General features: G+C 34.6%; 13 protein-coding genes, 7 tRNA genes and 1 other RNA gene. 6 read left to right on the top strand and 15 right to left on the bottom strand.

Translation table 11 applies throughout. The annotated features are described in order from the left end of the window. Positions 1–43: 43 nt before the first annotated feature. From C1638_RS14995 to rpsU, 15 genes are all read right to left on the bottom strand, one after another. Positions 44–1,129, bottom strand: coding sequence for an efflux RND transporter periplasmic adaptor subunit (locus C1638_RS14995; protein WP_109622267.1), 1,086 nt, complete (start codon positions 1,127–1,129; stop codon positions 44–46). A 4-nt stretch (positions 1,130–1,133) separates the two neighbouring features. Further along, positions 1,134–2,375, bottom strand: a complete 1,242-nt coding sequence (locus tag C1638_RS15000; protein WP_109622268.1) for a TolC family protein — start codon at positions 2,373–2,375, stop codon at positions 1,134–1,136. A 220-nt stretch (positions 2,376–2,595) separates the two neighbouring features. After that, a complete protein-coding gene (locus C1638_RS15005) occupies positions 2,596–3,960 on the bottom strand; it encodes an ATP-binding protein (protein ID WP_109622270.1) in 1,365 nt (454 codons plus the stop codon). After that, positions 3,961–4,641: a response regulator transcription factor gene (locus C1638_RS15010; protein WP_109622272.1), complete on the bottom strand. Its 681-nt coding sequence runs from the start codon at positions 4,639–4,641 to the stop codon at positions 3,961–3,963. A 242-nt stretch (positions 4,642–4,883) separates the two neighbouring features. Next, complete coding sequence (locus C1638_RS15015) at positions 4,884–5,345, bottom strand: hypothetical protein (protein WP_109622274.1); 462 nt, start codon at positions 5,343–5,345, stop codon at positions 4,884–4,886. Between the two features lie 151 nt (positions 5,346–5,496). Further along, a tRNA-Thr gene (locus C1638_RS15020) sits at positions 5,497–5,568 on the bottom strand. A gap of 41 nt (positions 5,569–5,609) precedes the next feature. Beyond that, positions 5,610–5,682, bottom strand: a tRNA-Gly gene (locus C1638_RS15025). Between the two features lie 87 nt (positions 5,683–5,769). Continuing rightward, positions 5,770–5,850, bottom strand: a tRNA-Tyr gene (locus C1638_RS15030). A gap of 20 nt (positions 5,851–5,870) precedes the next feature. Continuing rightward, a tRNA-Thr gene (locus tag C1638_RS15035) sits at positions 5,871–5,944 on the bottom strand. 89 nt (positions 5,945–6,033) lie between these two features. Further along, positions 6,034–6,106, bottom strand: a tRNA-Gly gene (locus C1638_RS15040). Positions 6,107–6,194: 88 nt separating this feature from the next. After that, positions 6,195–6,275, bottom strand: a tRNA-Tyr gene (locus C1638_RS15045). 20 nt (positions 6,276–6,295) lie between these two features. Next, a tRNA-Thr gene (locus tag C1638_RS15050) sits at positions 6,296–6,369 on the bottom strand. Positions 6,370–6,477: 108 nt separating this feature from the next. Continuing rightward, a complete protein-coding gene (locus C1638_RS15055; protein WP_109622275.1) occupies positions 6,478–6,768 on the bottom strand; it encodes an HPF/RaiA family ribosome-associated protein in 291 nt (96 codons plus the stop codon). Continuing rightward, a complete protein-coding gene (locus C1638_RS15060; RefSeq protein ID WP_109622277.1) occupies positions 6,765–7,652 on the bottom strand; it encodes a tyrosine-type recombinase/integrase in 888 nt (295 codons plus the stop codon). Before C1638_RS15060 ends, C1638_RS15055 begins: the two co-directional genes overlap by 4 nt. Before the next feature lie 74 nt (positions 7,653–7,726). Next, entirely contained in the window at positions 7,727–7,924 is a 198-nt protein-coding gene (gene rpsU / locus C1638_RS15065) for a 30S ribosomal protein S21 (RefSeq protein ID WP_045501128.1), read from the bottom strand. A gap of 673 nt (positions 7,925–8,597) precedes the next feature. Here rpsU and ssrA point away from each other — a divergent pair. The 6 genes from ssrA (at position 8,598) to pyk (ending at position 13,636) form a co-directional block, all read left to right on the top strand. After that, positions 8,598–8,996, top strand: a transfer-messenger RNA (tmRNA) gene (gene ssrA, locus C1638_RS15070). A 459-nt stretch (positions 8,997–9,455) separates the two neighbouring features. Continuing rightward, on the top strand, positions 9,456–9,695 hold the full coding sequence (locus tag C1638_RS15075; RefSeq protein WP_002976354.1) for an acyl carrier protein: 240 nt from the start codon (positions 9,456–9,458) through the stop codon (positions 9,693–9,695). 33 nt (positions 9,696–9,728) lie between these two features. After that, complete coding sequence (gene fabF, locus C1638_RS15080; RefSeq protein ID WP_106914519.1) at positions 9,729–10,973, top strand: beta-ketoacyl-ACP synthase II; 1,245 nt, start codon at positions 9,729–9,731, stop codon at positions 10,971–10,973. A gap of 9 nt (positions 10,974–10,982) precedes the next feature. Then, positions 10,983–11,747 (top strand): ribonuclease III, encoded by a 765-nt coding sequence (rnc, locus tag C1638_RS15085; RefSeq protein WP_109622279.1) that lies wholly within the window; start codon positions 10,983–10,985, stop codon positions 11,745–11,747. Further along, a complete protein-coding gene (locus tag C1638_RS15090; RefSeq protein WP_109622281.1) occupies positions 11,725–12,198 on the top strand; it encodes an IPExxxVDY family protein in 474 nt (157 codons plus the stop codon). The genes rnc and C1638_RS15090 overlap by 23 nt, the downstream gene beginning before the upstream one ends. Beyond that, the gene (pyk, locus tag C1638_RS15095) at positions 12,191–13,636 is read left to right on the top strand and encodes a pyruvate kinase (protein WP_109622282.1); all 1,446 of its coding nucleotides are present in this window, start codon (positions 12,191–12,193) and stop codon (positions 13,634–13,636) included. Before C1638_RS15090 ends, pyk begins: the two co-directional genes overlap by 8 nt. Positions 13,637–13,658 lie beyond the last annotated feature (22 nt).

A 13,658-nucleotide genomic window follows, 5' to 3' on the forward strand; every position in this document is an offset into this window, starting at 1 on the left:
CTAAAAAAGTCGTTGAAAGATTTATTTTAAATCACTACTATTTTCAGCTGTTCAAAGAACGATATATAAGCAGTTGATTATTGGTAATCACCTCCTCACCTTCTTTAAGGCCGTCTGCAATGTAAGTTACATCACCCACCTGCTTTGATACTTTAATTTCTCGAACCTTTACATCTGTTCTTGATTTAAAGATAACAACAAAGCTTTTGTTATCATCAAAAATCACTGCCTTAGACGGAACGGTCAGCATGGTATTGCTTTCCAGGCTGGAGACTTTTATAGTTGCTTTACTATCCGGAATCAGCAGGCCATTGGCATTATCCAGTACTACTCTTGCCTGCATAGCATTGGTTTGCGGATCTATGATTTTAAATATTTTATCAATTTTACCATCAAAAAGCTTATCTGGATAAGAAAGTGTAGAAACCTGTGCTTTCATTCCAAGGCTAATTTTATCAATATCAGATTCATTAACGTTCATAATGGCCCATACATTGGTGGTATTGGCAACGTCAAAAATATTTTCGCTTCGGTCACTTCTCAGCTGCATATCCTTATTGATACTTTTCTGAACAATGTATCCGTTAATAGGTGCTACAACACTGTATATGTTTCCTGTTTTAACATTATAAACGGTACTTACTGCCGTTGCTCTCTGTAGCTGATCTTCTGCTTTCTGCAACTGGCTTTTTGCTTCCAGCACGTCTCTTTCTGTATTTAGTTTTCCCTCGTACATCTCTTTGGCAACACGAAGGTTATTCTTAGCCACCACCATATCGGTTTTTGCATCACTTACATCCTTTTGAATTTCCGCAAGCTCTGTACTTCTGATGGTCGCCAGCACCTGGCCTTTCTTTACATAATCACCAAGCTCTACATTTACGCTCATTACGTTTCCTCCTACCAATGGATAGACATCTATGTAACTGTTTTTGTCTGCAGAAATCTTCCCATAAAAGTTGTATTCATCTTCTACGTTCTTTTTTTCAACTTTTGCCAGAGAAATGGAACTTAGCATGGTATTACTAAGCTCAAATCCTTTTTGGGCTTGATTTTTTTTCTCTCCCTCTTTTTTTGAGCAGGCTATTAATGATAGGATCATCAATACCGGAATAATATAAGTTTTCATTGTTTTAATAGAAGATTTTCGTTTGTACTAGTTGATTAAGTTGTTCTGCAGACTGCATAATCTCGTTTTTCATATCATAGATCTGAAGAGCCGTCTCACGATAGCTGTCCATAAAGTCTGTAAATTCAATTAGGTTGACATTTCCCTTTCTGAAGTTGGTCATCATCCCGTTATATACCAGATCCATATTTTGCAGATCCGTGGTTTTAATATCCAATAACTGGTTGTATTGTGCTTTCCAGGTTTTATAGGCAGACTGCACTTTAGTTTCAAGTGTTAATTTTTGAAAGTCTGCATTTTTTTGATTTTGCTGAATGGCATAGTTGGCCTTTACTACATTTCCCTGGTTTATTCTCCATAAAGGAAGAGGAATTCCCAGTGTCAGGTTAGCTTCATTATTAAAAGTTCCTCCTGCCTGGTCCCATGCTGCTCCCACATTCAGATCCGGAACATTTAATGATTTTTGCCATTGTGCATACAGCTTGCTATTATCAATCAGTTTTAAATTGTACCGATAATCTGCATTATTTTCCAATGCTTTGCTCTTCAACTCTTCTTCTTCACCAAAAGGTTGGGTTGCTAAAGCTTCCTTAGCTTCAGCTTCAGACATCAATGGTTCAATATCTTCGGTAATCCCAGTCAGAACTTTTAAGTTTTGCTCAAACTCAAGAATATTCTTGTTAATTTCAAGCTTATCATGATTCAATTGAATTACAAGACTCTGAAGTCTTACTGCATCTTTAAGGGATACGTTTCCTTTTGCCGACTGCACACGATATGCACTTAGTAGTTCATTCATGTACCCTAGCTGTTTTTCTGTATTTTCAAGTTTTAATCTTTCGTAGTAAAGATTGAAGTACGTGGTACGAAGTTGGGCTCTTAAATCAACAAGAAGCTGTGAAAACTGAAGCTGTGCTAATTCTTTATTAGATTTCGCAAAAGCAATTTCATTTTTCTTTTTACCACCCATATAAATTAATTGGGTAATACCCGCTCCTTTGGAATGACCAACATCAAAAAACTTTTTGCCCTGTGGGTTATAAGCATTAAACTGTCCGCTCAGCTGTGGAAGCTCCCAGATTTTGGCCTGCAGAATATCAGCATCTGCCATATTGATGTTGTATTGTTCGGCGAGCAGCTGAAGATTGTTCTTTTGAAATGCTTCTTCGCAATCCAAAAGAGACATTTGCTGTTGTGCCGCCATGAATGAGGAAACGGCAAGACACAGCACTGCAATTCTGTTCATTATTTTTATTTTTAAATTACAAAATTGCTTGGATACGATTAAAAGAAACTTAAATGAGGCTTAAAAAAATATTAAAATCGCCTTAAACAGGCCATTTTCAAATAAAAGTAATAAAAGAAGAGTACTCATTTTTTCTCTAACCTTTGAATTTTCTTTAAAGTTTAATCCGTTGTTTAGCAAAAAAATAGTCCTGACTTTTGAGTGTAGGAATAAAAAGAATTTATTTTTTGAAAATTATAGTGAATTTATTCATGTATTCGGAAGGAGAAGAATAAATGATCTCAGCATCATGATATTCCAGAATTCTTTTGACAATTCTAAGCCCTAAACCAGAACCTGAAATATTTTGAGCATTATTTCCACGGGTAAAGGCTTCGAATAGCTTAGACTGTTCTTCTTCGGAAATAGTATCGCCATGAGAAATTACTTCAACACTAAGGTTCTCATTGGTTTCCGTAATAAGGACTTTTACCTCTGTATTATCAGAATATACTGCTGCGTTTTTAAATAAATTGATAAAGACAATCACCAATAAAGACTGAATCCCTCCAATGGTCAGAAAGGCATTCTCAGAAGTATCTTCAGTGATAAGGAAATCCAGTTTAAGGTCCGGGTAGCTTTTTTCAACTCCATCAAAGGCTTCAAAAATAACTTCATCAATTCTTACTTCTTCATAAATACTCTGGATATTTTCTTTATCAAACTTTGTAAGCAGTAATAATGAATTCGTTAAGTCAGACAGCTGATAAACATCTCGCTGAATCTGTTGCAAGGAAGACAGCGTTTCAGGGGAATGATCTTCAAACTTAATCAGATTTTCCAACTGAAAGGCCATTCTTGTAATAGGTGTTCTTATTTCGTGTGATGCACTGGCCGTAAAGTCTTTTTGAGATTGGAATACATCATCAAGCCTTCCAATCATGGTATTAAATGATTTCGCAAGAACACTGATCTCATCATTGGAGTGCTGAACAGGAATCTGAGTAGTCAGTTTATGAGCAGTAACTTCTGAAATCTCCTTATTCAGATCTTCCAAAGGTCTGAGAAACTTTTCAACGAAATAATAACTAAAAAAACCAATAAGAAGTGTACTCATCACATAAGCTGTAATCAAAAGATACTTTAGATAGCTTAACTTCGATTTACCGTTCGTATCAAGGGCACTTGTGAGGATATAATAGTTTTCACCATTAATACTCCTAAGCGCAGCATAAATCTCCGGAACGGTTTTTTCTGTGTAGATGATCTTCTTTTTATCAAGCTCTTTCAGCATAGCACTATCCCAGGTAACATTGCGGTCCTTAATGGTACTATAAATAAGTTCTTTCTGATCATTAAAGATTAATATCTTTTCGTTTAAAAGAATGTTGTCTGAGTTTTCATTGAAAAAAATCGGAGCTTCTTCTTCAAAATCTTTGGACTTTGAAATAAAATGAGTGGTAAACTCCAGTCTTTGTCTGAATCTTTCCTTGAACTCGTCTCTCCTAAAATCATTAAAAGATAAATAAATAACAGCCATCACCATTCCAAAAAGCAATGAAAAGGCGATACTGATCGTTAAGGCTATCTTTCTTTTTAAAGACATCTATAAGGGGCTTAGGTAATATCCGAACCCTGAACGGGTGTGGATCAACTTTATTTTAAAATCTTTATCTATCTTTTTTCTTAGAAAATTGATGTAAACTTCTACAGTATTGGTATTGGTATTGAAATTATGCTCCCAGACATGTTCTGTGATCTGTTGTTTGGAAACTGTTCTTCCCTGCGCTTCTGCCAGATAAACCAATAGCTGAAATTCTTTTAAAGTAAGAGTGATTTCATTACCACCACGATAAATCTTCTGTTCCGTTTTGTTGATAATAAGATCATCAACTCTAAGAATATCCTGATCCGAGGTATCTGACGGCATTTTTCTCCTTAGTAAAGAGTTAATTCTTAAAAAAAGCTCTTCAAACTGAAATGGCTTTACTAAATAATCATCAGCAAGTCTGGTAAAGGCATCTTTTTTATCCGAAAGGTCTCCATAGGCAGAGATAATAATGATGGGAGTATTTTTATCAAAAGAACGAATCGTCTGGCAGACATCCAGTCCGTTTATCTTGGGAACGTTGATGTCTAGCAGATACAAATCATAAGTTTTGCTTTTGATCTGGCGAAGAAAGATTTCTCCGTCATAGATCTTATCACAAACAAAATTATTCGATTCTAAAAATCTGCATAGTTCTGCAGAAAGAATGAGATCATCTTCTAATAAAAGAATATTCATCAAAAATTATTTTACACGAATTTAGCGAAAATTTTTATGATGATTATCGATCGGTGACAAAAGTTAAGAAGAATAGGATGCTGTAGGATTTTCCAACTCTGAAAATTTTGGATTTGATTTTTCTACCTTAACTGAACTCATCCATTTCTGTTTTAATTTACCATTTATATAAGAATTTTAGACAAAAAAAAATCCCGAAAAAAATTCGGGAAAGATTAAGGAATCAAAATTAATTCTCTATTTTATTTTTTACCAAAAAGTTTATCTAGTTGCTTTTTTGTAAAAGATTGAGTCATTCCAGTTATTCCAACCTTATTAGTATGATAAATAGTTGCCGTAGTAATTCCCAATGCTTTTTCAAATTTTATACTAAGAAGATCTTCGGGAAGTTTAAGAACAACATCATCTTTTGGTGGGTTCTCTAATCCTTTCGCTATTGATTTATATAAAAACTCATAGGCTCCATCTTTATCGGCAAAGGAAAATTGTTTAATCTCAGTAATTTTTGTGTATTTATAGTCCCTATAGATAAATTCATATACATCTCCAGGACATTTTTTCATTTCACCCATAAATACTCCTATTGGACTGACTTTTCCAATACTTTCGCATTTAATACTTTTAGCCACATCACTTACATCAGTAATTTGAGCAAGTGTTACAGAGGAAGAAGCCATTCCTAATAATAAGATAATTTTTTTCATCTTTTTAGTTCAATGATTAATAGATTTTATAAGCTTTTTAAAGCTTCGCAAATATAATAATTATTCGAAAAGATTTTTATAGAAAAAATAAAGGGGAAATTTTCAAATTTTTAGGAAAAAAAATTCCCGAAAGAAATTCGGGAGGTTCGAGAGCCAACTACGGGACTTGAACCCGTGACCTCTTCCTTACCAAGGAAGCACTCTACCGCTGAGCTAAGTCGGCATTAATTAAAAAAATCACACTGAATAGCGTGATTTTTATTGAGCGGAAGACGGGGGTCGAACCCGCGACATTCAGCTTGGAAGGCTGACGCTCTACCAACTGAGCTACTTCCGCAATTTTGTTTCCAAAACTATTGGTAAACGCTGTGCAAAACTAAGAAAATTAATTTAATCTTGCAAGTTTTTTTCTTAATATAAAATGTGGGGAGAGCAGGATTCGAACCTGCGAAGCCGAAGCAACTGAGTTACAGTCAGTCCCATTTAGCCACTCTGGAATCTCCCCAGATATTTTATATTAAAATGAGCCTCCAGAGGGATTCGAACCCACGACCCCGAGATTACAAATCACGTGCTCTGGCCAACTGAGCTATGGAGGCATTTTAATAATTGACTGAAAGTGATAGAGAAACTCTACTCTACATATTTCAGTGTTAAAAAAAATCACTTTTAAAGTGTGATTTAATTGAGCGGAAGACGGGGGTCGAACCCGCGACATTCAGCTTGGAAGGCTGACGCTCTACCAACTGAGCTACTTCCGCAATTTTGTTTCCAAAACCATTGGTAAACGCTGTGCAAAACTAAGAAAATTAATTTAATCTTGCAAGTTTTTTTTTCTAATATAAAATGTGGGGAGAGCAGGATTCGAACCTGCGAAGCCGAAGCAACTGAGTTACAGTCAGTCCCATTTAGCCACTCTGGAATCTCCCCAGATATTTTATATTAAAATGAGCCTCCAGAGGGATTCGAACCCACGACCCCGAGATTACAAATCACGTGCTCTGGCCAACTGAGCTATGGAGGCAAATTAAAAAAGAATTCAAAAGATCACTGCTCCTTTTTTGCGAGTGCAAATATAGAACGGATTTTTTGAATTCTCAAATATTTTATAAACTTTTTTTAACTTTTTTTTCTAGGCCATTTCTTTTTTCTTGATTAATAGCTTTTTAGCTGTATCAACGCAAAGGTCCAAACTTTCTTCAAAACTTGCAGAAGTCTTCTTTACTACGATATCTTCTCCTGGAACGGCTAGAATAAGTTCAGTAGTTTTATTTACCTTATCAGCGTTATTTTCTACTTTTAGAAATACTTTACATTCATGAATCTTGTCATAAAATGTTTCTAGCTTACTAACTTTTTTGTCGATGTGTGATTCTAATGGTTCGTGTGGAGTTAAACCAATTGATTGTACTGAAATCTTCATAATTCTTCTTTTTTTGATGCTCGAGGGTGAGCCTGATTAAACACTTTTTTCAATTGTTCAATATTAGCATTCGTATAGACTTGAGTACTTGCAAGACTTGAATGCCCTAATATTTTTTTCACTTTGGAGATCTCCGCCCCATTATCCAAAACGTGAGTAGCAAAGCTATGACGAAGGATATGAGGGCTTTTTTTTTCTTTCGTTGTTATAAGACTAAGGTACTTATTAACTACCACATAAACAAATTTTTCGCTGAGTTTTTTCCCTTTCTTATTGACGAAAAAATATGATTCATATTCTGACTGAGGTTTTCTTATTTCCTGATAACTCTTAAGAAGCTTAGACAGATCCTCGGAAATAGGAATTACCCTTTCTTTATTTCCTTTTCCGACTACTTTTAATTCATATTCGTTTAAATCAACATTCTCAAATATCAGGCCACAAAGTTCAGCTTTTCTCATCCCGGTTTGATAAAGCACTTCCATGATGCATTTTTCCAATATATCCTGCACCTGCTCGAGCACCCGATCATTCAGATCCGTCATTTCCTCTTTAGACATAGGAATTTGCTTCTCTGCGTAAAATTTCAAGGAAGAGACGCCTTCTGTAGGAGAAACCTTAATTTCTCCTATCTTTAAAAGGAAAAGATAAAAACTTCGGAGTGAGGATAGTTTTCTATTGATACTTCTTTTAGAAATATTGTTTTCGCTTAGCTCAACAATAAAATTTCGGATAATTTTCTTGTCAGCTTTCGCTATGTCCTCGGATGATTCTGTTCGGAGATAGAAATGAAAAAAGTCATCAAGGTCTTTTTTGTAACTTGTAATGGTGTGAGGTGAGTACCTCTTTTCGAATTGTAGATATTCTAAAAACTTATCCAGCATGGGTATAAAACAAAAATTCACTTCTCAAATATAAGAATTTAAGAAGTGAATTAGTATATGGTTAAGAAAAAATCTTAAGCCTGTTCTTCCTTGCTAAGTGCTCTTTGTTTGTAAGCAGCTTTTAACTTAGATTGTCTCAAAGTTACAGAAGGCTTGATAAACGCTTGTCTAGATCTTAATTGACGAACTGTACCTGTTTTATCAAATTTTCTCTTGTATTTTTTTAAAGCTCTGTCGATGGATTCACCATCTTTTACTGGAATTATTAACATATTTTACATCTCATTTTGGATTGCAAAACTAGACTTTTTTTCTCAAAGTACAAAATCTCATTTCCTTTTTCTTTAAAAAAAAATAAAATTCTCTTACTACAAAGGGTTTAAATACTAAATAAAGTAACAATAGAAAATATACATATTTCACATCAATTAGCAGCCATCTTAAAAACACACTGATCTTTTTTCATTATTTTCCCTATCTGTTTTAGAAAAACTCTATCCACAACTAATTCGTTAAGCTTTCTCATTATAATTTCTATTAAGAATCTGACACTATTACTCTATAACAATATTGATAATAAAATCTATCTTAACATCATCCCCCTATCTCATTAGAAAATACCATAAAAGAACTTCATCCCCCACTCCCACAACCAGATTACAGAAAATACAACATATGACATACTAATATATAAGACAATTACCGACTAGAGTTTATTAATCCAAATTATCCTGAAAAAGCAATTTAGAAAAAAGCAAGTGAAACAAAGAGGCTAAGCACTCTTGAAAAATAAAGAATAAGGTATAAATACTCCCAATTACATTCGCATTTCTTCGCGGTTAGCAAAACCACAATTCGTTCACACTTATCATTATTTTAAAAAGCTATAGCTAATATTAACTGTATTTAAACAAAATATTCTATCTTTGCGTTCACTTAATTCATGGGGTTGACTGGTTTCGACAGCAAGATCAATGGGTAAGTAAGCATGCAGAGAACCGTAGCGCGATCTCTTTAATCCCTTGCTACAAAACTTTAACTGGCAACGAAGAGTTCGCTCTTGCAGCTTAATCCGAATAAAGTAAGATTCAAGCGCTTTCCTGAAGATAGTAAGGAAGCAAGATATCTCACAAATGCTCCGTTCTACGGCGTTTGATCCTGAGATATAGTAATGTAGAAATAAGGTTTTAGATGCTTTGGCTAAAACACGAAAATCTCAGAAGATAAGCTGGAAGTTGGGTGTCTGCCCTCTGCTTTCAGACGAAAACCAATGGTAGAATAAGCATGTAGAAATCTTATGTATTGCTTGTTTGGACGAGGGTTCGAATCCCTCCAACTCCACTAAAAACACTGATCTTTTCAGTGTTTTTTTTATTTTAAAATCTTCTCATATTAATTTCTCATTCTCGTTAATCATCAACTGATTTACATCATTTCTATTAAAAATCATCCTTTTTCAACTTTCAAACATAACAGTTGGAATGCATTCTTTTAAAAAACCATCTTTTTGATTTCATGAACATGAAATATGGATAAAAACCTTTCTCTTTTGACACTTTTCATCTCAAACAGGATCAAAATCCACCATTTTTAAACATTTAATCTCTTAAATAAGTCAGCTAAACGTAAAATAAAAATTAATCATCAATAATAGAATGAAATATAAATAGCTGAAAACTAAAACACTAAAGCTACCTAACCTAAAATGACAGATCCCTGTCCACAAAAAAGACTAAAAAAATGTTTTATCGTAAAGAATTTTATATATTTGCACCATCTAACAATTAAAAAAAATAATTTACTATGTCAGACATTGCATCAAGAGTAAAAGCTATCATCGCTGATAAGCTTGACGTTGAAGAAACAGAAGTAACTCCTGAAGCTAGCTTCACTAACGATTTAGGAGCTGATTCACTAGATACAGTTGAACTAATCATGGAATTTGAAAAAGAATTTAATATTCAAATCCCTGATGATCAAGCTGAAAAAATTACTACTGTAGGACACGCTATCGCTTACATCGAAGAAGTAGTAAATAAATAATATTCTTCAACAAAAAGAAATTAAACAAAGTTTATGGAATTAAAAAGAGTAGTTGTAACCGGATTTGGAGCAATAACACCAATTGGAAATAATGCAAAAGAATACTGGGAAAATCTTGTGAAAGGTGAGAGCGGAGCCGCTCCGATTACTCTTTTTGATGCCACAAACTTTAAAACAAAGTTCGCTTGCGAGGTGAAAAATTTCGATCCATTACAGCATTTCGATAAGAAAGAAGCTAAAAAAATGGACCGAAATACTCAATTGGGACTTGTTGCCGCTAGAGAAGCAGTAGCACATTCCAGAATTATGGAAGACAATGTGGATAAAAACAGAGTCGGTGTAATCTGGGGTTCCGGAATCGGAGGTTTAGAGACTTTTGAAACTGAAGTTTTAGGATGGGCTAATACGGAAATTCCGAGATTCAACCCTTTCTTTATTCCAAAAATGATTGCGGATATCACTCCTGGACATATTTCTATTGAATATGGTTTCCATGGGCCTAATTATACTACTGTATCTGCATGTGCTTCTTCAGCAAATGCTATAATCGATTCCAAAATGCTGATCCAATTAGGAAAAGCAGATGTAATTGTATGCGGAGGCTCTGAAGCCGCCGTTACAGCAAGTGGTGTCGGTGGATTTAATGCAATGATGGCACTTTCTACAAGAAATGATGATCCAAAAACAGCTTCAAGACCTTTTGACAAAGACAGAGATGGATTTGTATTGGGTGAAGGTGCAGGATCTATTATTCTTGAAGAATATGAACACGCAGTAAAGCGTGGTGCAACAATTTATGCAGAATTACTAGGAGGAGGTTTAAGTGCTGATGCACATCACATGACCGCTCCACATCCTGAAGGTCTTGGTGCTTACCTTGTAATGAAAAGTTGTCTGGAAGATGCAGGTTTAACTGCTGATGAAGTAGATCATATCAATATGCATGGTACTTCTACTCCATTAGGAGACATCGCAGAATCCAATGCAATTTCAAAGTTACTAGGCGAACATGCTTTTGACATTCAGATTAATTCTACAAAATCAATGACTGGCCACCTTTTAGGTGCTGCAGGTGTTATTGAAGCTATCGCTGCATTGGGAACTATTATTCATGGTACTGTTCCTCCTACCATCAACCATTTTACTGATGATGAAAATATTGACAGTAGACTAAACTTTACGTTTAACACTGCTGTTAAGAAAGATGTAAAAGTAGCCATGAGCAATACTTTTGGATTTGGCGGGCATAACGCTTGCGTTCTATTTAAGAAAATCTAAATTCAATGAATGGAGTTACAGAAATACTTTTCTAAATTCCTTCTCAAAAAAAGAAAAAGACAATTAACGGAAAGAGATTATTTTCTCAGTACCGAGCTTAAAAAAGTTCTAGGTACAGAGGTACAAAATATTGCTCTTTATCGTGAGGCTTTTTCTTTAAAAAATTCTTCTAAAAATCAAGACAGCAACTACGAAAGACTTGAATTTTTGGGAGATTCTGTTTTGGGTACAATTATATCTTGTCATTTGTTCCAGACCTACCCTCAAGCCAATGAAGGGTACCTGACACAGATGAAATCTAAGATTGTTAATAGGAAAAATCTTAATAAATTAGGAGAAGACCTTAAGCTCACAAGTCTTCTGCAAAAGCAGAATAATTCTTCAGCTTTAGGGGAAAACATCTCCGGAAACTTATTTGAAGCCCTAATCGGTGCTGTATATTTGGACTTCCATTATGATGCTTGTAAAAGAATCATTTTGGAAAAACTTTTGACCCCTTCCGAGATTAACAAGCTTGAAAATAAAATTGTAAGCTACAAAGGCCTCCTACTTGAATGGAGCCAAAAGAAGAAGGTAAATATAAAGTACGAAACTTGTGAGGAAATACAGGCTAACAAAGCTATTGTATTCCGATGTCATGTATGGTTGGGAGATGAAAAGATTGCCAATGCATCAGAAACTTCCAAGAAAAAAGCAGAAGAAAAGGCTGCGCAAAGGGCATTTTATATTTTAAATAAAAAAGAAAATATACTTGGAAATTCAAAAACTTTATGATCTTGATGATATAGAATTTGAAGATATTACCATAGCATTGGTAAGATTAGCAAAAGATATACCCGCTCATGAGTTTTTCTATAAAATAAATCAAAATAACAACCTCTCGTTTTCAAGAAAAAAAGACCTTGTCTTTCACGGGGATTATTTTGACTATTTTTTCCCAAGATATGAGGCCTATCACAAGTTTTCAAAGACCTGCTTTACCTTTATTTCTAATAAATCTTCGGAAAGTAAGCAAAAAAAAGTTCAAACTGAACTCTTTACAGAAGAAGAAAACATTAAGTTTTTATTAAATAATCAGGTAGATGTGGAATATATTCTACATAGTTCGGAACAGTTTCCTGATTTTTCCGTAATTTTGCTCCCTGAAAATCTTGTGTTTCCAATTCAAGATTATACACTGAGTTCTGATGAGGAACTTTATCAAATTATCCAATATTATGAATAAGTATTTAAAGAAGACAAAAATTATCGCAACACTAGGACCTGCATCGTCATCGAAGGAGGTTATGTTAGATTTAATGAAAGCGGGTGTTGATATTTTCAGAATAAATTTTTCACATGCAGATTACGACTTAGTTCGAAAAAATATTGAAATAATTAGAGAACTCAATAATGAGTATGGTTATTCGGTAGGTATTTTGGGAGACCTTCAAGGGCCTAAACTAAGAGTAGGTGTTGTAAAGGAGGGTTCTTACCTAAATCCTGGAGATATTCTTACTTTCACCAATGAAAAGATAGAGGGTGACTCTACTAAGGTATATATGACTTACCAACAGTTCCCACAAGACGTAAAAGTAGGTGAAAGAATCCTTATTGATGATGGGAAACTAATGTTGGAGGTTATCGAAACCAATGAAATAGATACTGTAAAAGCAAAAACTATTCAAGGAGGTCCATTAAGTTCTAAAAAAGGAGTTAATCTACCTAATACGAATGTTTCTCTTCCTGCTTTAACAGAAAAGGATGTTCAGGATGCTAATTTCATGATGGATATGGAAGTAGACTGGATTGCTCTTTCTTTCGTACGTCATGCTCAGGACATTATTGATCTGAAAGATTTAATTGCAAAACATCCAAACGGTAAATTCAAAACTCCAATTATTGCGAAGATTGAAAAGCCTGAAGGGGTTAAAAATATTGAGGAAATTTTATTGGAATGTGACGGATTAATGGTTGCTCGTGGTGACCTGGGAGTTGAAGTTCCAATGGAAGAAGTTCCTGCCATTCAAAAAAATCTGGTAGAAAAGGCAAGATTCTATTCTAAGCCGGTAATTATTGCTACTCAGATGATGGAAACTATGATTAACAGTTTAACACCTACAAGAGCAGAGGTAAACGACGTTGCGAACTCTGTATTGGATGGTGCTGATGCTGTAATGCTTTCTGGTGAGACTTCTGTAGGTAGATATCCGGTACAGGTTGTAGAAAACATGGCTAAAATTGTAAAAAACATTGAAACCACTCATTTCTATCAACACAAGAATGAACCGATTGAAAAAGACTACAACTGTATTGATGAAAGATTCATTACAAACAGAGTATGTCTTGCTGCGGTAAGAATTGCTAAAACAACCAATGTTTCTGCTATTGTAACGCTTACTCACTCAGGATATACAGCTTTCCAACTTGCTGCTCACAGACCAAACTCTCAGATCATTGTATACAGTGGAAACAAAAGAGTGATCACTATGCTGAATCTTCTTTGGGGTGTTCACGCTTACTACTATGATATGAAAAAGTCTACTGATGAAACAATCATCCAGGTAAATATGTTAACGCATAATTATGGGTATATCGAAACAGGTGATTTTGTAATCAACATTAATGCAACACCATCATACGAAGGTGGAAAAACAAATACGTTGAGATTAACAACAGTTTAGGCTACATCGCTTAGCTCAATAT

The organism is Chryseobacterium oncorhynchi (assembly GCF_002899895.1).
GTDB lineage: Bacteria > Bacteroidota > Bacteroidia > Flavobacteriales > Weeksellaceae > Chryseobacterium > Chryseobacterium oncorhynchi.

Bases quoted from the DNA above. Each gene is read 5' to 3' on its own strand.
- C1638_RS14995 (WP_109622267.1), bottom strand. From the start codon at position 1,129: ATGAAAACTTATATTATTCCGGTATTGATGATCCTATCATTAATAGCC.
- C1638_RS15000 (WP_109622268.1), bottom strand. From the start codon at position 2,375: ATGAACAGAATTGCAGTGCTGTGTCTTGCCGTTTCCTCATTCATGGCG.
- C1638_RS15005 (WP_109622270.1), bottom strand. From the start codon at position 3,960: ATGTCTTTAAAAAGAAAGATAGCCTTAACGATCAGTATCGCCTTTTCA.
- C1638_RS15010 (WP_109622272.1), bottom strand. From the start codon at position 4,641: ATGAATATTCTTTTATTAGAAGATGATCTCATTCTTTCTGCAGAACTA.
- C1638_RS15015 (WP_109622274.1), bottom strand. From the start codon at position 5,345: ATGAAAAAAATTATCTTATTATTAGGAATGGCTTCTTCCTCTGTAACA.
- C1638_RS15055 (WP_109622275.1), bottom strand. From the start codon at position 6,768: ATGAAGATTTCAGTACAATCAATTGGTTTAACTCCACACGAACCATTA.
- C1638_RS15060 (WP_109622277.1), bottom strand. From the start codon at position 7,652: ATGCTGGATAAGTTTTTAGAATATCTACAATTCGAAAAGAGGTACTCA.
- rpsU (WP_045501128.1), bottom strand. From the start codon at position 7,924: ATGTTAATAATTCCAGTAAAAGATGGTGAATCCATCGACAGAGCTTTA.
- C1638_RS15075 (WP_002976354.1), top strand. From the start codon at position 9,456: ATGTCAGACATTGCATCAAGAGTAAAAGCTATCATCGCTGATAAGCTT.
- fabF (WP_106914519.1), top strand. From the start codon at position 9,729: ATGGAATTAAAAAGAGTAGTTGTAACCGGATTTGGAGCAATAACACCA.
- rnc (WP_109622279.1), top strand. From the start codon at position 10,983: ATGGAGTTACAGAAATACTTTTCTAAATTCCTTCTCAAAAAAAGAAAA.
- pyk (WP_109622282.1), top strand. From the start codon at position 12,191: ATGAATAAGTATTTAAAGAAGACAAAAATTATCGCAACACTAGGACCT.